The organism is Nostoc sp., assembly GCF_036919675.1.
Classification (GTDB): domain Bacteria; phylum Cyanobacteriota; class Cyanobacteriia; order Cyanobacteriales; family Nostocaceae; genus Nostoc.
Genome location: NZ_JBALCP010000020.1, coordinates 36,042 through 58,061 on the forward strand (window position 1 = coordinate 36,042; position 22,020 = coordinate 58,061).

15 protein-coding genes and 1 tRNA gene are annotated in these 22,020 nt (G+C 42.1%); 5 read left to right on the forward strand and 11 right to left on the reverse strand.

The genetic code is table 11. The features are described 5' to 3' along the window. Window positions 1–918, reverse strand: a complete 918-nt coding sequence (gene trhO, locus V7K49_RS01700) for an oxygen-dependent tRNA uridine(34) hydroxylase TrhO (RefSeq protein ID WP_335204269.1) — start codon at window positions 916–918, stop codon at window positions 1–3. A gap of 73 nt (window positions 919–991) precedes the next feature. Here trhO and V7K49_RS01705 point away from each other — a divergent pair. Then, a tRNA-Ala gene (locus V7K49_RS01705) sits at window positions 992–1,064 on the forward strand. Window positions 1,065–1,255: 191 nt separating this feature from the next. Here the strand turns inward: V7K49_RS01705 and V7K49_RS01710 are convergent. Beyond that, window positions 1,256–1,660, reverse strand: a complete 405-nt coding sequence (locus V7K49_RS01710; protein ID WP_334872886.1) for a hypothetical protein — start codon at window positions 1,658–1,660, stop codon at window positions 1,256–1,258. A 181-nt stretch (window positions 1,661–1,841) separates the two neighbouring features. Between V7K49_RS01710 and V7K49_RS01715 the strand changes: the two genes are divergently transcribed. Further along, window positions 1,842–2,408 carry a DUF2127 domain-containing protein gene (locus tag V7K49_RS01715; protein WP_334872883.1) on the forward strand — a complete coding sequence of 189 codons (567 nt, stop codon included), beginning with the start codon at window positions 1,842–1,844 and terminating at the stop codon, window positions 2,406–2,408. Window positions 2,409–2,560: 152 nt separating this feature from the next. Further along, the gene (locus V7K49_RS01720; protein ID WP_335204270.1) at window positions 2,561–3,967 is read left to right on the forward strand and encodes a lysophospholipid acyltransferase family protein; all 1,407 of its coding nucleotides are present in this window, start codon (window positions 2,561–2,563) and stop codon (window positions 3,965–3,967) included. An 8-nt stretch (window positions 3,968–3,975) separates the two neighbouring features. On the opposite strand, the gene V7K49_RS01725 is transcribed toward V7K49_RS01720, so the two are convergent. The 6 genes from V7K49_RS01725 to V7K49_RS01750 all read right to left on the reverse strand — a co-directional run bounded on the left by V7K49_RS01725 (window position 3,976) and on the right by V7K49_RS01750 (window position 12,041). Next, on the reverse strand, window positions 3,976–5,148 hold the full coding sequence (locus tag V7K49_RS01725; protein WP_442948626.1) for a sulfate ABC transporter substrate-binding protein: 1,173 nt from the start codon (window positions 5,146–5,148) through the stop codon (window positions 3,976–3,978). Window positions 5,149–5,433: 285 nt separating this feature from the next. Further along, window positions 5,434–5,649 carry a hypothetical protein gene (locus V7K49_RS01730; protein WP_334872877.1) on the reverse strand — a complete coding sequence of 72 codons (216 nt, stop codon included), beginning with the start codon at window positions 5,647–5,649 and terminating at the stop codon, window positions 5,434–5,436. Window positions 5,650–5,821: 172 nt separating this feature from the next. Beyond that, entirely contained in the window at window positions 5,822–7,486 is a 1,665-nt protein-coding gene (locus V7K49_RS01735; RefSeq protein ID WP_334872875.1) for an OmpA family protein, read from the reverse strand. A gap of 4 nt (window positions 7,487–7,490) precedes the next feature. Further along, window positions 7,491–8,114 carry a hypothetical protein gene (locus tag V7K49_RS01740; protein ID WP_335204273.1) on the reverse strand — a complete coding sequence of 208 codons (624 nt, stop codon included), beginning with the start codon at window positions 8,112–8,114 and terminating at the stop codon, window positions 7,491–7,493. Window positions 8,115–8,186: 72 nt separating this feature from the next. Next, window positions 8,187–10,859, reverse strand: a complete 2,673-nt coding sequence (locus tag V7K49_RS01745; protein WP_335204275.1) for a tubulin-like doman-containing protein — start codon at window positions 10,857–10,859, stop codon at window positions 8,187–8,189. Between the two features lie 519 nt (window positions 10,860–11,378). Then, a complete protein-coding gene (locus tag V7K49_RS01750; protein ID WP_335204276.1) occupies window positions 11,379–12,041 on the reverse strand; it encodes a GIY-YIG nuclease family protein in 663 nt (220 codons plus the stop codon). A gap of 147 nt (window positions 12,042–12,188) precedes the next feature. On the opposite strand from V7K49_RS01750, the gene V7K49_RS01755 reads away from it, so the two are divergent. Next, complete coding sequence (locus V7K49_RS01755) at window positions 12,189–13,118, forward strand: carbohydrate ABC transporter permease (protein WP_335204278.1); 930 nt, start codon at window positions 12,189–12,191, stop codon at window positions 13,116–13,118. A 307-nt stretch (window positions 13,119–13,425) separates the two neighbouring features. Here V7K49_RS01755 and V7K49_RS01760 read toward each other — a convergent pair whose 3' ends face one another. Both V7K49_RS01760 and V7K49_RS01765 read right to left on the reverse strand, forming a co-directional pair. After that, entirely contained in the window at window positions 13,426–14,844 is a 1,419-nt protein-coding gene (locus V7K49_RS01760) for a cytochrome P450 (RefSeq protein ID WP_335204279.1), read from the reverse strand. Between the two features lie 241 nt (window positions 14,845–15,085). After that, window positions 15,086–15,346 (reverse strand): hypothetical protein, encoded by a 261-nt coding sequence (locus V7K49_RS01765; protein WP_335204298.1) that lies wholly within the window; start codon window positions 15,344–15,346, stop codon window positions 15,086–15,088. Window positions 15,347–15,363: 17 nt separating this feature from the next. Here V7K49_RS01765 and V7K49_RS01770 point away from each other — a divergent pair, with 17 nt between their 5' ends. Next, the gene (locus V7K49_RS01770; RefSeq protein ID WP_335204280.1) at window positions 15,364–15,597 is read left to right on the forward strand and encodes a DUF2887 domain-containing protein; all 234 of its coding nucleotides are present in this window, start codon (window positions 15,364–15,366) and stop codon (window positions 15,595–15,597) included. A gap of 213 nt (window positions 15,598–15,810) precedes the next feature. Here V7K49_RS01770 and V7K49_RS01775 read toward each other — a convergent pair whose 3' ends face one another. Beyond that, on the reverse strand, window positions 15,811–21,816 hold the full coding sequence (locus tag V7K49_RS01775) for a translocation/assembly module TamB domain-containing protein (protein WP_335204281.1): 6,006 nt from the start codon (window positions 21,814–21,816) through the stop codon (window positions 15,811–15,813). Window positions 21,817–22,020: the final 204 nt, after the last annotated feature.

The following is a 22,020-nucleotide window of genomic DNA, read 5'->3' on the forward strand; positions in this document are numbered from 1 at the left end:
TTAGCTTACATCCAGATTTTTGGAATCAGCAACTTGGGTTTGGTAGTACCGCCATTTTTCCTGTTGACGCGCTCTTTTCTCCTCAGTGAGGCTATCAAAACAATGGGGACAGGAGATACCTTGCTCATACTTACTAGACGCCTTATCTTGTTCAGAAATCGGACGCCCACAACTGAAGCACCGCTCACTACTTCCTGACTCCAATCCATGACTGACGGCTATCCGCTCGTCAAAGACAAAACATTCTCCTTCCCATAAACTTTCCGCTGCTGGAATTTCTGACAAATACTTGAGAATGCCGCCTTTGAGATGATACACTTCTGCAAAGCCTTGAACAAGCATGAAGGATGAGGCTTTTTCACAACGAATACCGCCCGTACAAAACAGAGCAACCTTTTTGTGTTTCGTTGGATCGAGGTGGTGGCGCACATAATCAGGGAATTCCCGGAATGAGCTAGTCTGGGGATTTTCTGCTCCTTGGAAAGTACCGATATTCACCTCATAATCATTGCGGGTGTCAATCACGGTTACTTCTGGATCACAAATCAAATTATTCCATTCCTGGGGACTGACATAAGTACCAATTTGTTCATTTGGGTCAATTTCGGGCAATCCCAAAGTGACAATTTCTGGCTTCAACTGCACCTTCATCCGCTCAAAGGGCGGGATTTCAGTATGGGACTCTTTGTATTCTAAGTCTGCTAGACGGGGATCAGAACGCAGAAACCAGAGAACAGAATCAATCGCCTGACGCGAACCTGCAATTGTACCATTAATGCCTTCTTGTGCCAGCAAAATAGTCCCCTTGACATTTTGCGTTTGGCAGTAAGACAGCAGAGGATCTCGTTTGTCGGCAAAATCTGGCAGCTTGACAAATTTATACAGTGCTGCAACAACTTGGATATTTTCTGGCTTCATCCCTTTAGTAACGGAACAATATTAAGTTACAATAGCAACGGTCAACCAAAGTTACCTACTATTTTAATTTTATGGGGGTTTAGCTCAGTTGGTAGAGCGCCTGCTTTGCAAGCAGGATGTCAGCGGTTCGAGTCCGCTAACCTCCATTGAATATGATTTATCTAAATGTGCGATCGCAAATTTAAAAAGCGATCGCTTAGAATATTCCAAAGAAAACACACCTAAATCAAAACCCCATTCTCTAGTACAGAATGGGGTTTTAGCACTTTCTAGGCAAGGGGTTAAGCCAGAGGTAAGTTGGTATTGCATCAAATTGCCCCGATCTTCAAAGCCGTACTTAGTTAGAGAAATCTCTAGATAATGAAGTCAACTCTGCCCTAACAGCACTCAGGTAATTTTGATTGATTAAAATTTGCGGCGGTAATTTGTTAGCATTGACAGCGGCCCTAACTAAATCTTCCCCAACAATCTTTCTGTTCTGGCGTTCAGAGATTAGAGTTCCCCCACTGGGAATACCCTGCTGCTTTAAACCACCTTGGTAAGCAAGAGAAACGAGATTAAAAGGTTTGAGGTAGCTGGCATTCTTGAAATTACTGTTTAATGTGTTAGAGTTGATAGCTATATTTGTTTGCCCAGCATCAGCGTAGTTGTTATCTGTGGGTGGTTCAGCGTTAGCAATTCCAGATGTAAGCGAAAAAGCACCAATAATAGCTACAAAATTAATCAAAGTTGCAAGTTTCATAGGGTTATCCTTAACCATGTAAGGTTTAATTACTTTATTTTTAGTAACAGTGTCTCTTTTGTTATAAACCTTAGCCTCGTACATTTAGCTCATCCAATTGGTTAAATTATTTTTCACCCATTTGAGTGAATCTCTAAAGCTGTCAGGAATAGTGTAATCCTCAACATTTCAGTTTACTTGTTTGGACAAAGGGGAAAATGGTAAAGATGGGGCGATTAAGTACTGCTACAATAAGCGTTTTAGTTGGCAGGCTCCAGAGCCAGTTAATCAAAGTTGGGCTTATATATACTTAGGGGGTTGTTTGAAAAAGCGTCCATTGGGGTTGGTGGCAATTGTGCTCTACAAATCATTTACTGCCTTGCTACTTATGGTTACTTCGATCGCTTTATTATTGACATTAAAAAATTATCAAACTCTAGAGATTTTTTCAAAGGATTATGTTTTAGAAGGAAAATCGATAATTATTGATTGGGTTTTAAAAAAAGTTATCAACTTAAATCCAAGAACCTTAGCCTTTAGCGGCATTGGCACAGGAATCTATGCTATTGTAACTACTATTGAAGCTGTTGGTTTGTGGTACGAGAAACGTTGGGCACATGTCTTAGTATTGGTGCTTGTCGGTATCAGTATTCCACCAGAGATTTATGAATTAATTCGGGGTATCTCTCCGATAAAAATAGTGATTTTCTTGTTGAACTTAGCCGTATTTTGGTATCTATTACGCAATTTTCCTAAACATCGAAAATAATTTTTTATTCGCTTATAGTGTCTATCGTTGGAGAGGTAAAACTGAGCCATGTCTAACAAAAGTGGCTTCCGTCCCTTAGACTTCTCTGTGCGTCGATGCAAAACCAAGACCCCACGTTGTACAATCGCTAGAAATGCAATCTGGAGAGCGACTTGCCCAAAACGATTCACTCTACTCAACCACCACTGAAATTTATTCCCCAACAGTTTAATCCGCTGATACTCCAGATTTTTCGGTGGTTACTGCCGATCGCACTCCGGTTTCGCACTCGACCTTGGCTACCAGCTGGTATTGTCAAGATTGAAGCCAAGAATGTTGAGGTATTAGCCGAACTTTATCAGCAATTCCAGGCTGGAAAAATTCGCTTTTTGTTGGCATTTCGTCACCCAGAAGTGGAAGATTCCCTCTGTATGCAGTATTTGCTTTCTCGCATTGTGCCAGAGGTTGCTCGTCAAAAAGGTATTCGATTACAATCCCTTGTTCACAGTTATTTTCTCTATGACCGGGGGATGACGGTTTGGGCTGGAGATTGGCTGGGTTGGTTGTTTTCACGCCTGGGAGGTGTGCCAGTTCATCGCGGGAGACGACTAGATCGCCAAGCTATTCAAACAGCACGGGAGTTGTTTGCTAATGCCAAACTACCGATCGCAGTGGCACCGGAAGGAGGTACTAATGGTCATAGTGGTATTGTTAGCCCACTGGAACCCGGTGTTGCTCAAATGGGGTTCTGGTGTGTAGAAGACTTACAAAAAGCTAACCGGACTGAGACTGTGATCATTGTGCCGATCGCCATCCAGTATCGTTACGTTGAGCCACCTTGGTCTAAACTGGATTGGCTGCTGAGTAAGTTGGAAACTGATAGTGGCTTGCCAGTTAAGGAAATTGCTCAGGGCGATGGCGAAGAGATTTACTATCAACGCCTCTGTAGGTTGGCTGAATATCTGATTACCGAGATGGAAGAGTTTTATCGTCGCTTCTATCATCAAGACATCCCAAAAACCATCTCAACTGATGAATCTGCTAGTCCTAATCAGGTGTTGATTGCCCGACTTCATCGCTTACTGGATAAGGCTTTACAAGTTACCGAGCAATATTTTGGAGTTCAAGCGCAGGGTAATTTTATTGACCGCTGTCGCCGTTTAGAAGAGGCTGGCTGGAATTACATTTATCGGGAAGATTTGCCAGATATCAATGCTTTACCACCCTTTAAACGCGGTTTGGCAGACTGGATTGCAGAGGAAGCAGACTTGCGAATGCGGCATATGCGGATAGTGGAAAGTTTTGTTGCAGTCACAGCTACTTATATTCAGGAACAACCGACGGCGGAACGATTTGCAGAAACAGCTTTGCTAATATTCGATATGCTTTCTAGAATTCAAGATACAACGCTTCCAGGGCGACCTCGGTTAGGTTTGCGACAGGCACAAATCACGGTGGGGGAGCCAATTTCAGTTACAGAACGCTCTCAAAATTGTCAGGGCGATCGCAATGCAGCTAGACAAGCTGTGAGCGATTTGACAAAAGATTTGCAAATCGCTTTAGAAATGATGATTAAATAACGAAACTTTTAAGACTTTTTAGCCCTAATTTTGTCAAATATTGCCCCTTCATCAAAGAATTTCTTCTGAATCTCGTTCCATCCTCCTAAATCTTCAGCTTTAAAGATAGTTTTAATTTTGGGAAAATTGCCTTCCGTTTCTTTGGCGATCGTCAAATCAACGGGACGAAATCCTAATTTAGTAAACTCTCGTTGCGAGTCTGGAGTGTAAAGAAATTTGATAAATGCTTCGGCAAGAGGGCGAGTGCCATGTTTATCGACATTCTTATCTACAACAGCAACAGGATTGTCGATGGAGATATTTACATCGGGCACAACATATGAGATTTTCTCGCCATTTTGCGTTGATAAAATCATCTCGTTTTCATAGTTGAGCAAAACATCACCCTGACCATCTTTGAAGAATACTTCGCTGGCATTCCGAGCAGTTTTGGGTAATAAAGGTGCATTATTATAGACTTTGGAGATAAAGTCTATTGCTTGATTTTCATTGCCGCCAGTTTTTGTCACAGAACCCCACTGACTAAGGAAGTTCCAACGAGCGCCACCGGAGGTTCTAGGGTCAGCTGTAACCACTCTTACACCATCTTGTGCTAAATCTGTCCAAGTTTTGATATTTTTGGGATTACCCTGACGGATAGCGATCGCATTTAGAGATTTGGTAACAATTGCATCATTAGGCGCTTCTTTTTCCCAACCCGGTTGAATAAAACCTGCTTCAACAAGTTTATTAATATCAAGGGCAAGTGACAGGTGTACGACATCAGCTTCCTTACCGTCAATCACAGCAAGAGTTTGGGAACCTGAGCCATCATAGCTTTGATTAAAAGTGACATTTTGGTTATGTTCTTTCTTCCACTGTTCGATAAATTTGGGAATGATCTGCTGGTATGCTGCATTAGTAACCGAGTAAGAAACAAAGGTTAGGGTTACATCACTCTGGGAAGCTGCGCCAGCATTACCAGTATTATTGACATTACGTGGAGAGCAGGCAGCCATCACGATACTCAAGCTAACTCCGACCAAGAATAGGGACGCAACACCCCACGCAGAATATTTGTACAACCATCGTATTAGTTGTACACGCCACTGTCTTGCAGCGTGTAAAGCTTTAACGATATAAGTCTGAACTAATTCAGTCAAATATCTCCTTGATTTTGGAGTCCGTTGCCCCTGGTTCATCAAATTTTCCCCTGAATCTGCGGTAACTTGAGCTAGATGCTGTAGTTAAGGGGCATTATAAAACAATGGTTAAGGATAAATAACTTTTTGTTAATCTAAATTTAAACAAGTTGTTGAATTAGAAATTATTTGTTGCTTGATCCAAAGTAGTTATCAAATCGATATCAAAAACCTAACCCCCCAGCCCCCAACTCTTGTAGGGTTGGGGGCTGGGGGGTTATTCCAGGATTACTGAACCGGCAATTTGAGCTTTTAGAGTATTCGAGATAGCATAATTTATCGTGATTATGCTACCGTAAACACATCTTCTCTACTTTCAAAACGCGTTAGCTTTAGCACAGTTTCTTTATATTCTTTAAAATTAGAATTTATTTGAATATAGTAGGTTCGCTCAATAGGTAAATCTATAGTTAGTTCAGTTTTGATGCTGCCAGTATGTAAGGTGAGGACATAAATTCGCTGTGATACAAAAACTGCTTCTTCAACATCATGAGTAATCATAAAAAATAGTTTTATCTGTATTTCTCCACAACTCCAGAAGAAATTATTACATCATCTCTTTTGTTTGGGTATCTAAAGCACCAAAGGGTTCATTTTTAGAATTTGCAACCTAAACTCAACAACTCAATTAAACTTTCTCTGCGACTCTGCATGAGGAGGTTATTGACTTCAGCTAATTGATCCGAACTAGGCGAATTTCCGTGCGTTGGTTGCGGGGGTCATTTGGAGAAATGCCGGGTAGCAGTTGGCTAAAGCCTTGACCCTCAACCACAATATTGTGCTTGATATTTTGCAAACGGAGATAATTACCTACTACCTGCGCTCGTTGTTGGCTAAGTTTTTGGTTAAAGTCAGCAGAGCCAATCTGAGACGTATGCCCAATTACTCTTACAGCTACAGTTTGCAGGTTGAATTCCGAAATTTCCTGAGCCAACTGATTGAGTGTTTGCTTACCCTCGGCCTCAAGTTGAGCAGAGCTAATACTAAATTTAACATCTCCTCGGACTTGCAAATTTCCAATATTAGGAGCAGCTTTAATTTGGTTAGCATTGAGTTTGTTATTGGAGGCAAGCACTTTCCCTTTTCCTATTAGTCTGTCTGCTAGTTCTGGGTTATCGGCACGCACCAAGTCAATCAGATTTTGGCTGTTGTTCGTAGCCTTAGTGATGAACTGAGAGGTAAATAAATCTTTGGGATTCTCAGGAACCTGATTCAGTTTACCTGCCAGTGTCAAAACCGCAGCCGTAGAACCAATTCGTTTCTCTAACGTGCCATTTGTTAACCAGTCTTTAGCTTCTATAGCGGGAAAAAAATCAATACCTTGTAAAACAAAATTGGCATCGCTGGGTGATAGTTTGCTATCCTCAACAATCTGATTTTGGAATTGCGAAGTATTACGAAGATTGCTATCAATGCGACGATAGTAAGCTGCCAGAAATTCGGAAATTTTCTCAGGTTGAGATTGAATAAGCTGGTTGGAGGCAACAATCACATCTACAATTGCCCCAGGTACATCTTTACTAGATAAGACAACTGTATATCCCTGCTGTCGAGCTTTGGTGATATAAGGCTCCCAGAGAACAGCAACTGCTACATTTTGATTGGGGTCTTGCAAAAGCTTCCAAGCAACAGATGCATCTGCTACCTTATTCACTTGAAAATCTGACAACTTGAACTGATCGAATTTAGTACTTAGCATTAGAGCTAGATATTCACTGGGGGTATCACCAGCGAAAGTAATGCTCAACTGCTTTCCCTGCGATCGCACCTGCTGTATTAATACATTAAGATCCAGAAGTGATTTTAGGTTGGAATACTTCTTTGTATTCAAAACAACAGCATCTGCACCCACTGTGCGGTCAATCAGCCCGACAATTTTCCCCTGAGGTTTTTGTTTGAGAAATTGATCCAATGTCGTTACTAATAAGTTAGCTTTCCCCTGGTTCAAAAGATCAGATCGTTTAGCCTGATCGAATTCATCTTCATAATGCAGATTAACTCCCGATTCTTTGCTAGATTGAAAATCTTTACTCCGAAAGGTACTGTAGCCACTAAATGTGTCACCTAGAAGAGTTAATTGATCGGTTTTATTAATGTTATTTTGTACATTCGGGATGAAGTTGAATGACTTTTTGCTTAGTAACCAAAAACCACCTATGCCCAAAGCAGCAGTAATAACAAGAGCTAAAGGTAATACTACTCGATTATTAGACTTACTTTTTGCAGATGAATTATTGTGAACTAGCTTATGTCCGCAAATTTCGCACTTTTTAAGAGTTGCCGGGTTACGGTCATGACCACATTTAGAGCAAGTAATATAGTTGTGTTCGTTTAGCATCTTTTTATCTCACTTCTGTTAATCCCAGTTCTTCCTGTATATTGGCTTCCATAGTGGCAACTTGTTTATTAGTCAGCCCTAATTCTTCTTGAAGTTCAAGCAACTGTGTTTGTTGTTCAAAGTCAATTTCAGTATTGCTTTCTAAGAAAGCTCGATACATCAAACCATATTCATAGAGAGCTTGTTGCTGAGAATGACCACAGGAAAATTTAGCAATTATTTGGTCAGCGTTTGCTTGAGAAATGCCATATTTTTGGCGAAAATGTTCTAGCATTTGTAGTTGAGTTTCAGAAGGGTTGCCGCGACGGTAACAGGTTTCTGCTAACTTGGTGAACTTTTCCAAATTACTATCCAGGTGTTCAGATGTTATAGAGTTTGCTGGTGAAGTTTTGGGAAGTTCAGCAGATTTTTGCACAGATACAGATATAATCTCAGCAGAGATAAACAAGCTGTAAGTCTTTACGTAATCCTCGATCGCTATTTCCTGCTTGCGGTAGTTAGGATTGTCCTTACCACCCGAAAGAGTCTTTTCTAGTTCTCTCAGATGTGCCATGAGTTTTTGGTAAAGCCCCTGTTTTTCGGCTTTTGTAACTGCTTTCTGTCCAACATTTTGCAGTGCATCTTCCAAAATCTCCCGGACTCTGCGATTGTGATCACTAACGAGGTATTCTTCGGCTTCTTGCCAGTCATTTCCCAGGACTTAAGTCTTTTTTAACCCTGTAATTTTGTCTTGATAGTGAAAACGTACTTCCGAGTATTTAGTAATTGAATTTTCTTCCTCAACCACTAATCCAAAAACTTTAGCCAAAATCAGGTTTTGTTTGGCCTGGACTTCAGCTTGAGTTGCCGGCATATGGTCTTGAAACTGGCGATAATCCTGATGGGTATGCAAAGGATTCTTATCTGACTGAGACACAGACCGATAAACTGTCCGCATTCGATCCATCCCCTCGATTAGCCTAAGAGGAAAGGCTCCTATTTCTTGAACAAAATAAATGTGGTGGGAGTCACCTAGAGGACGAATATCTTTATCAGTAAGTGTGCTGGTCTTGCGAATCATCGGGAGTATTACACTTACAGCCGGGTCTGTAGGTTTATTACCGCCTTGAATACCAACTATGGTTTGCCGCTTTTCTGCTCTATCTTCCCAACCTAAACGAGCCTGCTCTTGACTAAAGCGCAAGAAAGGCTCACTCTTTTCAAAAATAGTTTTAATCTGAGCTTCCTGTTGTTCTACAGTTGGGTACTCTTCCAGGAACTTACGAGCCGTGGAAATTTGCATCTGACCACTACCGACAAATTCATCTAAAGAGCGATTTAAAATCCGCCCAAACAAATCCTTGAGCCTCAAGCTGTCGAAGGTGTATAGATCAAATAGTTTTGTCCCTAGCTCTGCTAATATCTGTTGCGAAATTACCTGATAGATGCTCTCCTGCTTTTCTGCAATGGTCTTGTTATAAATTTGGTCTACATCTTTGCTGTCATAAAGTAGAATTCCATTAACTGTTAGTACTCCAGTTTCACGAACATAAGCTTGTTCTTGGTCGAAAAATCGAGCTTGCAATATCTCACAGTTGTGTTCTAGTGCAGTTAAATCTACCAGTAAACGCTCAATTTCTTCCTTCAAACTATCCAACAGAGATACCGCCAAGGTACGGGCTTTTACTTCTACTTTTGATATATACAGCGACTCCAAAGCCTGTGTAATTCCTTTGAAGTCTTCATCAATCAAACTTTTGCGATTCAGTGTATAAATGAGTTGTTTAGCATGATGATCTATCTGTTTGAGTAGAACTTGTAAAGTATTAGTTGCAGAATGCTCGTTGGGTAACCAGTTTTTTTGTCGGTCTTGATCAAACTGGCTACGATACTCTGTAAAGATGTCTAGAAGTACTTCTAGAAAATGGCGAGCAAATTTTGGCCCGCGAAAACGGTCTTCAATGATTTTGTAGACAACCTGACGGAGTTCTTGGCGCTTTTGGGGAATCAGTTGGTTCAGATTATCCCACATCTTCTGAAAGTAATCACTCCAGCGCCTTGGGTCTGTATCACTGTCATAAAAGTGAGACTTGTATTTATCCTGTTCTACTGATATGAAGCGCTGTAGATTCTCGAAGGGAATATTTAGGTCGCTGCGACGTTTGCGTAAACCTGCTACCCAATCAGCCACTTCCTTGCTGTAGGGCTTCATATTATCGCCAAGGCTAATGCTGTTGAGTAACTGATGCTCATTTTCAGATTCCGCTAATCGTAGATTAGGGAGGATTTCTGTTTTAATCACATCACGCATCGCCGCAGGGGCGGGAGTAGGGTTAGACCACCAGGTAATTAACTGACGCCCTAATCGTAAGGCGCAAGCATTCAGAACCCGCTCTATAGGAAATTGAATGCTGGAAAGCCCAAAACTAATAAAATTCTGAGGATAACCTTTTGAATCAGGACTAGCCCAATGTTTACGAATATTGTCACGGACAAGTTTTTTGTATTGACTGAACCCAGAACTAAAGTCTAAAAAAATGTTTTGGGAAACCATTTCCAACACAGAGTTGAGGCTGGGAAAAGTAACTTTATCGTTACTGTTCGCAACTAAATAACAGAAGTTAAAAGGTACATCTTGACTACTCTGGGAACTGATGCGATCACTCGGGTTCGGGCTATATTGAGTTTCAAAACGAGTATCGTTGCGTGAATAGTGGTTTAGCTCCATTAAGGCAGTATAGGCATTGGCTACTACCCGGTCACCAAGCCCCGCAAAGGCTCCTGGAAGCACTAAATAAGCTGAGGATTGGGGCAAATCAGAAGGAGGAACCCAATCTCGCAAGTTATAGGCAATGTCAAGCACCATACCAGAGCCAGTCCCTCCTGAAAGAGAACAGACTATGAAAATATTGACACCTTTATCTAGCTGGACTCCCCAGCGATCCAGCATAAACTTTTCATGACCAACAATCCTGGATCTAACGTTGTTGAAGCTAGTTTTAATATTTTGGTAGTTCAAAGTGAAGGCAAACTTTCCTAGCGATCGGATTTGTCCGGCTCCAGCTAGGATGGAATCAGTGCCCTTAAGCTGACTGGGAAACCATTCAGCTAAATGTTCGTAAGCAGAAAGCTTATTTAAAATGGCTTTAGCGTCTTCCACCTTTGCCCACACCTGCTCCGCTGGGCGAAGTGAAATGTCTTGCTTTAACACAACCTGTGGTTCAGAAACCTTTGCATTCTGTTCGGTGTCAATGTGTAAAAATGACAGAATAGGTAAAGCATCTAGGGAGCCGTAAGTCTCTACAATCATCCGGCGAACTTTAATCAGAACTTCCTTTCCTGTGCCTCCCAGTCCAATTACTACAGTGGGAGTCATTCCAATGTAATCGGCCATTTCTAACACTCACTTTGCTAAAATTTATTAAATATAGTTCTAGTAACATTTGCTTTGCTCACTTTAGCCATTTCACCCAACAGCGATGGCTATGCGAAAACGCTAAAAAATGTGTTGATTAATACTTTAAGTTTTTGCTATGTCACCTGAAGCAAGCAGAAAATTTTGACCAATCATCTGGTTTATACTCCTTGATTGGATAAAGTTGAGCTTATTCCTTCAAAATTGGTAAATGCATCTATGTTACTGTCATACTTGATACTTAAAAATTTTATCTACTCAAGCTTAGAACAAGCTAACCTGTCAACCATTGGTACATTTACGGTTCTTTTGAATAGTTCCAACAAATGACTGTAATAAGATTGAAGATATACAGCAATTTTAAATAGGGCATTGCTGAAAAAGTAATAGTTTATAGTGGTTCTCTTTTAAATGGAATACGCGATAGGGGCGCACAGATGTGCGCCCCCATCGCATGAGTATTACTTTGTCAATACAAACAACTAATTTAATTGACACCTAAGACTTGGTTTGCTGTGTTTGTGCGTCGATAATTACACTCCAATCATCGTTTGTCACAGCAGCTTCGAGTTGACGCTGACGTTCGGCTTGACTCGCATCTATTGTTTCTGACTCTTTAGAGAGGGTTGTGTCAGCCATTGCTTTCCGCAGTTTTAGCTTTTTCTCCTCGTAGGCTTGACGTTCCGCCTCTGACATTACCGCCTTCGTAGCTTCCCTTACCGTGCTAGCCCACATTTCGCGATCAGTTGCATTACCAGACGGTGTGCTTTCGAGTTCTGCTATCCACGCATCTCGTAAATCTTCCATTTCTTGACGCTTAGGGAACTTGAATGCTTGCACGCGCACAAAAGCACACTTTTGCTCACCATTTTGGCTGACATGACCGTTTAGGGAAAGCAACACATTGCGAGAATAGCCAATGTACTGCACGCGGCGTTCTGCGTCCAATACTGCGTAAACACCTGCAATTTTAGCGTTCTGAGCGGCTGCACTCCAAACCTCAAGGTCAATGATTTCAGTACCATTGTTTGCTAGTTCAGGAGTTATACTCACCTCAGTGGCGGTGTGTTCGTCGTCAGAACTGTACAAAAAGTCATGTAGTCCACGGTGGTTTATGGGGACATTTTGATGTTCAATTGGCGGGTTATGCTGAGTTTCCATCGTAGTTGATCTCTGAGTTATTAATTAGCGATGCCAACGGCAAGCGCGAAGCGCTACGCAAATATATGCCATTAGAATATTGAAGCTTAAATCTACTCACATCCCCAAATTATTGCTGACAAAGCGAAAACAACTATTAGACCTTATATGAATCAATTGACGCCTAAAAATTGGATATTCATCAAACAGTGGCTGACTCCTTATTTATTTTTACTACCCGCCTTACTTCTTTTGGGGTTAACAGTCTTTTTACCTGCACTGCAAGCGTTTTACCTCAGCTTTACTAGCTATGAAGATATTGCCCAACCGCCACAATGGATAGGTTTCGCCAACTTCCTCAAGCTTTGGAAGGATGCAGTTTTTTGGAAAACCTTGGAAAACACTTTTTTATATCTTGTGGGTGTAGTCCCAATTTTAGTAATTGCTCCCTTAGTGCTGGCAATTTTGGTAAATCAGAAACTGCGGGGGATGAATTGGTTTAGAGCAGCCTACTACACCCCAGTAGTAATTTCAATGGTAGTTGCGGGAATAGCTTGGAAATGGCTGTATGCAGAAAACGGATTACTGAATCAGTTACTGAAAGCTTTGGGCCTTTTCCCAGAAGGTATTCCTTGGCTAACTAGCCCAGCAAAAATTTTTGGCATTGTACCAATTTCTCTTGCCAGCGTCATGGCTGTCACTGTGTGGAAGGGACTAGGTTACTACATGGTGATTTATTTAGCGGGGTTGCAATCGATTCCTGGTGATGTGTACGAAGCCGCTGCGATCGATGGCTCTGATGGTATTAGCAAACATTGGGATATTACCATACCTTTGATGAAGCCGTATCTAGCACTAGTGGCGGTGATTTCGGCTATTTCTGCGACCAAAGTGTTTGAAGAAGTATATATTATGACCCAAGGGGGCCCACTCAGTAGCTCGAAAACGATTGTTTATTATCTATATGAGCAAGCCTTTAACAATTTGGAAATTAGCTACGCTTGCACAATTGGGCTAGTGTTATTTTTGATAATTTTGGGGTTATCAATCTTACGATTAGTTCTTAATCAGCAGGGAGACGATAATATCACAATTTGAGGACTATTTATAAAGTAAATCAAAAGTTAGGGTGTGTTACGGCTTTAGCCTAACGCACCGCTATATAACACGGTGCGTGATAGCCGAGAGTCATATGCAAATGGTTTTCGAGAAGGAGAACAAAGCGCTTGGAACAGATATGATTCATCCCCCTTTTCTCTGCTACATCATCTACTCCCAAGATGAAATCTGCGAGAGCTTATTTTTGCCGTTGGTGGGAGTTAGGCGATTGGCTAATAGCTAGGTTAATTGGTACGTTGAGACTTGCCAAAATATTCATTGAGAGAATGCTTACCTAGTAGGGTTTTCAGCCAAGCGCGTCACTCTTTTGTGTGACTTCGGGTCGCACGTTCGATTGCTCATTTACCCCGTGTATGGAACGGAAAACTACCTTTAAAGCATCACGAGGTCGGGGTGTGGGTATCATTACTAAATCCAAATTTTGCCCTGGTACAAGTTCCCATTCATAACCACGCAATAGCAAAGCAGCAAATATTTTCATCTCTAATTTAGCAAATTCTTTACCTAAACATTCTCTTATTCCACCCCCAAAAGGAACGTAACTAAAAGGTTTAGATTTATCCTCAGCCCTATCTATATCAAACCTTTGCGGCTCAAAATTCTCAGGATTTTTATATATACTTTGATCTTGATGGGTTTTACCTATCTGATACGATACAGACCAACCTTGAGGAATACGATACCCATTAAACTCACAAGTTTGGATAATCGAGCGAAAACCGCCACCAACTGGAGGAATAATTCGCAAAACTTCCTTGAGTATTTGATCTAGGTAAGTCATTTGTTTAAGATGTTCAGATGTTAGCGCACCTGCACAACTTATTTGTTGTTGTTCTCTCCTAGCGGCTGCTAAAATTTCTGGATTTTGCGCTAACAGCAAACATAGAGAAGATAGTGCAGAAGTTAAGGTTTCATGCCCAGCGAATAATAAAGTCAGAATTTGGTCTTTTAGTTCTTCTATAGTTAAACTCTTACCATCTTCATCTCTGGAATCTAGCAATAAACCTAAAGCATCTTGATGAGAACTTCCTTGTTGTTGACGCTGTAAGATTATCTCTTCAATTTTTGTTAATAACTTTTCTCGGCATTTTAATGCTTTACCAAATTTCGTCCAAGGTAATCGAATAGGGAGAGTAAATAATCCGGCACAGCATTCTTCAAATAATTCAGTAAAATGGGTATCATTAGTAGCGTCTGTTCCTACTAATAATTTACAAGCTATATCAAAAGTATATTGCCTTAGCTGAGGATACCAAGTCAATTGATTGAATCTTTCCCATTTTTTGAAGTAGCGATAGCTAATTTCTTCCATCGCTGGTAAATAACTTGCCAAAGCTCTCGGTTGAAATGCTTGTGATAATAATTTACGTCTTGTTTGATGGATACTCCCTGTTTGCGTTGATAAAGAAGCAGAGCCGAGTAATATTGCAACACTCTCTGGCCATTTAATTACAAAATTCTGGTTTTCTTGGCTAAATAAATAACGATTAGCTTCTGCTCCCAACATCATAATAGTTGGCGAACCAAATAGATTAGTTTTAAAAATGTTGCCGTACTTCTGTTGTCGTTTGGTAGCAAAATCTGGGTCACGCAAAAAGCTAATTGTCTCCCCAATCAACGGGAAGCCCAAGCTTCCGGGAGGTAAAGGTAGTTGATTTCTAGTCAAAATATCTTGGTTTTGTGATTGTTTTTTTGGGATTTTCATATATTTAACCATCCAGCCTCGCCATCTACAAGATTTGTCTGTATTCTTGCTAGATAGTAGCTTAACAAGATTATGCCGACATTTGACCAGATATAATCGCCTGACTTTTGCCGTTAAGTCTCAAAAAGCTTGCTCATAAAGGATTACTCTACCCCCAGTAGCAAAAATTTTTGTTCAGAGTGAGTTTATACTCTGGTTTTCCCTCCAGCGACTGGCCCTGTAATCCCACGGCATGATTGGATTAGATAGTAATCAGGATTATTGCCGAATTTGGCTTCTGATAAAGAGTTGTTCTGCACTTGCCAGGATGAGCAGTAGCCCTACAGATGCTTTCGCGATCGCCTCCGTCGCCCAGTTGTGATTTACTAGGTCTTTCTTTTTTTCTTAAAGGAGTTAAAGTTACAAAGACTAAAGGGTTACGAGGTTTTAATTTAGCCTGTAGATGGAAACGTAAAATCTTGGGAGTAGCACCATCAGTACGAGTTAAATAATGTACCATCATCTTCGATTGGGCTAGGCGTGATTAAGTTAATAGTTGCAACAGAAGATCAAGCCATACAGCAAGCGAAAAACTTGATAAATCAAGTACAACAAGCGGATGAAGCTAACCGTAGCAATCTCTTAGAATTAATAGAGAGAATACTTATCTATAAATTTGTAAACAAAAGTCAGCAGGAATTGGAAGCGATGTTTGGATTAACCGATTGGAGACAAACTAAATTTTACCAGGAAGTAAAGGAAGAAACAAAGTAGGAAGTAAAAGAGGAGGTTCGAGAAGAAACAAAGCTGGAGACTATACCCCGTCTGCTTAAGTTGGGTTTAAGTATAGAGCAAATCGCCGAAGCATTAGAATTGGATGTTTAACAGGTACGACAAGCTATTGAGAAGCAAGGAGAAGAGGGAACAGGAAGTAATTAACAATTCAAAATTCAAAATCCAAAATCCAAAATAGTTTTATACGGGGATTTAAAACCGTGTTTGATACTCCACTACTGCACGACTATCATCAGTTAAATTAGTGGAAGCACGCACACGAAATTCATTGTTGATCCGGTAATTAATACCCCATTGGAAGGGGTCACTTGTTGTTAAAATTTTGATACTGGAAACGGATATTTTGGAAGAAATATCAACTCCAGCCTCTGCTGCCAATTCCAACGTTGAACTGCTCCTTCCCGCTTCCGGATTATCAGAAATAATCGTAGGAAATATCCGCAGTTCACTTAAGCCAAAAGTACTCCCAATCTGGTTAAAAGCTGACTGAAAATTGTTGAACACAGCCGAGCCTGCAATGTTAATCAAACCCAAAGTACTGTCACCACGTCCTTGGGTGTCTACAAATCCACCTCCTAAAAGAGCCACAATTTCAGTTTGACTACGTGACGGACTGCTTGTTAGTTCTAGATTTTCATTTAATTTGCTGGCGAGACCGTTGATAGTGGCTTCGACTCGAACACTCTCTAAGGCTGATAAACCTGTGCTATTTATCCGACTGAAATCATTACTTTGAATTACATCTAGTACCTTAGCAAATAGCCGAATATCTAAGTTGGGGTCGCGGGGTTGAGAGGGACTAAAAGTTGCGGTGTGTGTATAGCCACGTGCAAGGTTAAATTGGGTAGTAAATAAATTCACCCCTCCTTGTTCCAACCGGATAGTGCCATCGGGTACAGGCTGATTGATTGAGCCGTTAACTATGAGATTACCAGTTGCGCGGAAGCTGAGAATAGGGGGACGGGTAATTTGGACGTTTTTGCCTAGTTCCAAATCTAGATTATTAAATCTGGCGGTGCCTGACGGCAAGGCTTGAGCCAACGCATTCCCAATTTCAGGTATACTCTGCTTATTGGCTTTTGGAGGTGATACACCGAGACTACTATTTGCAGATGAAGTGGCGTCGGTAGATTCTGCCAGCAATACCTGACCATCAAATAAATTTACTTTACCGCCAATTACTGGGTTAAGGGCAGAACCAGTAATCTGCAAATTGCCGCTAGCACCTCCCTGATAAAGTCCCTTGAGCTTCAACTCTAGCCGATCAAGATTAACAGTCAGGGGATTGTTGATAGTCACGTTCTGATTGTTGAAAATCGGAATTTCTCCAGCAGCTTCTACCTTCCCACGGCTAAATGTACCTTGAAGATTGTCTACTAAGATACTGTCAAAATTAAACAGCACTCTACCTGTTACATGTCTGAGAAGCCTACGTGGCAAAGCCTGGGCTGAAAAAGTAGCATTATTGATAGTAGCAATTCCGTCTACCTCAGGTTTTTGCAATGTTCCGCGTACCTTGAGGTCTACTTCTCCTTCACCTTTCTCAAATGCCACTTGATTAGTCAACGAGTTTAACAGCGCCAATCCCTCATTTTCCAACTTCATATCTAAACTGATTTGCTCACTGTCTGGTGCCACCGAAGCAAAAGGCAATTTATAAGGTATGCTGCCAGTAATATCAACAGGTTTTGGACCAGCAACTGCTACAGTACTACTAAAGTTTAAGCGTCCGTTGGTATAGCTGAAACTTGCTTTTGCTGACTCTATTTTGTTCTGATTTAGTTTTCCTTCTGTAATTTGCAATTCCCCTCTACTTTGAGGATTAGCAATGCTGCCTGCTAAAGCTGCTGTACCGTTAAGATTACCTGTGATTCCAACTGGCAGTTTGACAAAATTATTCAGTACTTGTACCGGAAAATTATTCACCCGCAACTGGCCAGATTGTTCATCACCACCAATGTTACCCGTGAAGGCAATCAACCTGTTTTTAGATTCGAGTCGTAAAGGTCGCAAACTCAAAACACCGTTTTCAAAGTTGCCTTCGGCAATCACTTGGTCGGCAGTATAAAAACGATTCCGTTCTTCCTTTTTACCCCAGGCAAAGTTTTGTCCATTCAAATTAAAATCCACTGATAATCCATTGGCTGTAGCTGTATTTACAGCCACTTCCCCATTGAAAGTCCCCTTTAAGTCTGCCAAATCTGGTATTGGAGTGGAATCAAGTCGCTGTTGCTCCTGTTCTGCTACCAAAGCTTCAATTTCAGAAAACCGTTGGATTTGGGTTAATAAGGGCTGATTTTGCGCTCCTTGGGGATTGGTAGTCAGATCCGCTGCTGTGCCGTAGATTGGTGCTGAACCACCTTGCAAATTTTGTAAATCATATACCTGTGCTATGGCAAGAACATCTTGGATCTCTCCCTGGTTGACATTCAGTTTACCTTGTAGTTGAGGGCCTTTAGGGGTTTGAGCAAAAGTACCGACAAGGGCGTACCTACTTTTGCCTTTAACAAATTCACTACTGGCGAGTGTGGCTTTACCGTTACCGTAGCGGAATTGAGCAGCTATTCGATCGCCTTTAACTCGGCCAATTTGCGGGTTGGCGATCGCTAAATTCCCTGTTGCTGCCAATGTCTGCTGATTAAACAGCAAATCCCCAGTTAACAACCCAGCTATCTTACCAGCACCCAGGCGAGTAATTGGTGGCGGAGTCAAATTCAATATTTGTAAGGGGAAATTTCCGACTTTGAGTGCCCAATCATTCCCTTGAACATTACCTGTTGCTGATGCTTGTTGCCATTTTACTAAGAAGGATTTAGGGCGATTATTAGCATCTAAATTGAAGGCCAGGCGATCGCTATTTCCTGCCAAGTTCAAATTTAAACCGCGTCCTTGTGCTGAATCGATGTTTCCGGTTAATAACGGCTCAAAAGCAATATCTTGAACAACCAAGTCTCGTAAATTAATTTGCCCTACCACATTTGGCAAGGGCAGCTTACCAGTTATTTGACCATTAAAATCTACTCTTCCCGCCACAGCAACCTGATTAGGAAGATTGATGGGTAACTGTTTTAAGTTGTAATTCTGAGCTTGGACGTTGAGATTTAGGGCAGTAATTTCCGGTATACCTGCTCCCTGAGCATTAGCTAATATGTTACCAGTAACATTTAAGCCGGGGGCAGTTGCTCGTTCAATGGTAAGCCTTTCACCACTCCAAGCGATCGCAGCCGTCAGGGGTCGCTCAAGACCAGGGATACCTTGGGATAATTGCACCTGTCCAGCAGCACGCACATCAGCTAATTTGGATGATCCTAGCGTGCCAGCTAATTGCAATTGACCGCCAAACTGACCTCGCAATTGCTGATTTAACCGATTTAATTCTACACCGTTAGCATTAACTACAGCTTGATAGCGACCATTAGCCACTTGGATATTAGAGGCTGCGATCGTTCCACCTGCAACATCCAGCCGTCCCTGACCACTGGCTTGGATAGTTTGCGGTTGGAAGGACTCAACAGAACCCGCGACGTTTGCTTGACCAGTTAATGCCCCTTGGAACTGCTTTGGTACTGCTACCAACTGCTGCAACGGTACATTATTTGCTTGGACTTGCGCCTGATATACACCATTAGCCACTTGGATATTAGAGGCTGTAATAGTCCCACCCGCAACATTTACCCGCGCCTGACCGCTAGCTTGAATAGTTTGCAGTTTAAAAGAATCAACAGAACCCGCGACGTTGAACTGACCATTTAAGGCTCCTTGGAACTGCTTTGGCACTGCTGCCAACTGCTGCACAGGAACATTCTTAGCCTGAACTTGCGCCTGATATACACCATTAGCCACTTGGATATTTTTGGCTGTAATAGTCCCACCCGCAACATTTACCCGCGCCTGACCACTGGCTTGAATAGTTTGCGGTTTAAAAGGATCAACAGAACCCGCGACGTTGAACTGACCATTTAACGCTCCTTGGAACTGCTTTGGAACTGTTGCCAACTGCTGCACAGGTACATTATTTGCCTGAACTTGCGCCTGATATACACCATTAGCCACTTGAATATTTTTAGCTGTAACCGTTCCACCGCCAATAGCAAGGCTACCTTCACCACTGCCACGGAGGGTTTTCAGGCTGAAATTATCTCTGTTGCCTGCTATTTGGAACGTACCCGCCAATGGATTATTTAAAGCTGGGGGAGACTGTTTCAATATTTGTCCCAACCGCACACCATTAGCTACAAGTTGAGCAGAAAAGCTTTGGTCTTGCAGTTGGACATTAGAAACTGCAACTGTGCCGCCACCAATTTTAACTCCTGCATCGTCAGTGCGAATCGTAGCAATTTCAAATGGTGCTGTGCTTCCTGAGAGAATGAGACGACCATTGAACTGTGCCCCCGCCAAAGAGACATTTTGCAGTTGACTTTTGTCTACAAAGGGTTCCAATTTTACCCCAGAGGCAACAGCCACAGCTTGCCAACGCTGATTGGCGTAACTACCAGTTGCCCGTACCGTACCACCACTTACATTAAGAGCCACATTGCGGAAAGAGACGATGCGATTTGGGGCGATTGCAACTTCGCCAGTTCCGGGGTAAGTTCCGTTAGGAGCTTGATATTGGACTAGAGTTTGGACATTGGTAGAAGCGCCGATTAATTGGGCTGTAGCTGAGACATTGCCAATTTGAAAAGTGGGTGTTATTTGATAAACTTTTGCGATCGCATCCCCTGGAACATTCTTGGCGGCGAAATTTAAATCCAGTCGCGGGGTTTTGCCAAGTTGAATTGTGCCAGCGCCTGTAATTTCACCACCAACTTTGGCTTTACCTTGAATATCTTTTAGGGTAATTAAAGAGGAACTAGTAACAAGCTCAAACTTACTACTGATGCTATCAAAATCAACTTTATCAATTTGGGCAGTTTGGATTGTGGCAACTGAACCTGAGAGAATTGGCTCTTTAGTTGATCCAGTAATCTGCAAAGAAGCTTGTACTTGTCCAGCGATCGGCACAGGTAGTTTTACCTTCAGAGTCTCCTGGGCATTAGCCAAACTCACCGCATTTACACGCGCCGCCAACTTAAAGCCTGCTTGAGTGTCGATGATTCCCGTAGCCACTAGGGGAATTTTGCCGTAGTTGGTATTAACATTGTTTAACTGCAACTCCGTTCCCTGGAAGCGGAGGTTTCCTTGGGTATTGCTCAACAGTTGTGGGACTTTGGGTATTTGAAGTGTTACCCCTTGCACAGTAGCGCTGCCAAACAATAAAGTCCGCTGTCCTGGTGTCAACCGAACTAACAAGTCGCCATTGGCTCGACCCGCCTGTAAGCTCAGTGGTAACTTAATCAACCGAGTAATATCCTCAGCCAGGAAGTCTTGTGCTCGCAACTGGAAGTTGCCTGCTAGCACCTTGGAACGTGTCTCTCCCTGAATGGAAATACTGCCACCACTGTCTGCTTGACCCCCGACATCAAATCTGATCAACTGATTGTTTGCTAAAAGTTGGGCAGAACCGTTGATTTGAGAAAATCCCACGGGTAATTGCTGAGTTTTGTTAGCGGTAGCCGGGCGTTTAGCCCGTGCTGAGTTAGAAGTTGGGTATTCTCCTTTGCCCCCCTGGTTACTGAGCTTGTCCTGAGCGTAGCCGAAGGGCGCAGTCGAAGTATGCTCCCCTGCTCCCCTGTTCTGCGGCATCAACGCCAGCTTGGCATTGCGAAACCGTAGTTTGTCCAAATCGGTTTTAATGAGGCCGCCTTCACCTGACGACACGATGTTAGTGGAAAGCCAGCGCCCTTGGTCATCCTGTTGAATGTAAATATCTGGATTGACTAAGGTGACATCTAGCTTTAAGTGGTGGTTAAAGATTAGTTGTAACAGGTCAAAACCTACCTCTACAACTTCGACTGTGGCCCGATCTGGATCTGTGGGTGTCGCTGGGATAGCTGAAGCCCCAAACTCCACTCCCGTCAACGAAAATTGTGTGACTCTTCCCAGTTTTACCGGACGGTTGAGTGTAGTCGTGAGACTTTGTTGTGCCAACGGCGTTAACTCTGTTTGGACAAAAGTCCACAACCGCCAAATACCAACAACAATTCCTAACAGTAAAAGTCCGCCCAAGGCAATGCTACCGCGACTCAACACCAGCAACCATAGACGCTTGCGGATAGGGGACGGTAAATGAATATCTTGATTGGGAGATTTAGTCATTTGCTTTCACTGTATTAACTGCCGGATATCGCTGGCACACACAAGCATTAACTGGCACATTGATTCAGTATGCCATTTCCAGAATACGCCAACTAAACCCAAGACCTGATTGTTGAGTTACGGTATTTCCTTGATCCAATACTTATGCTTATAATATTGGCGTTTTCAGGAAAATCTGAATAGAGTGAAAATAAATTGTTCCTG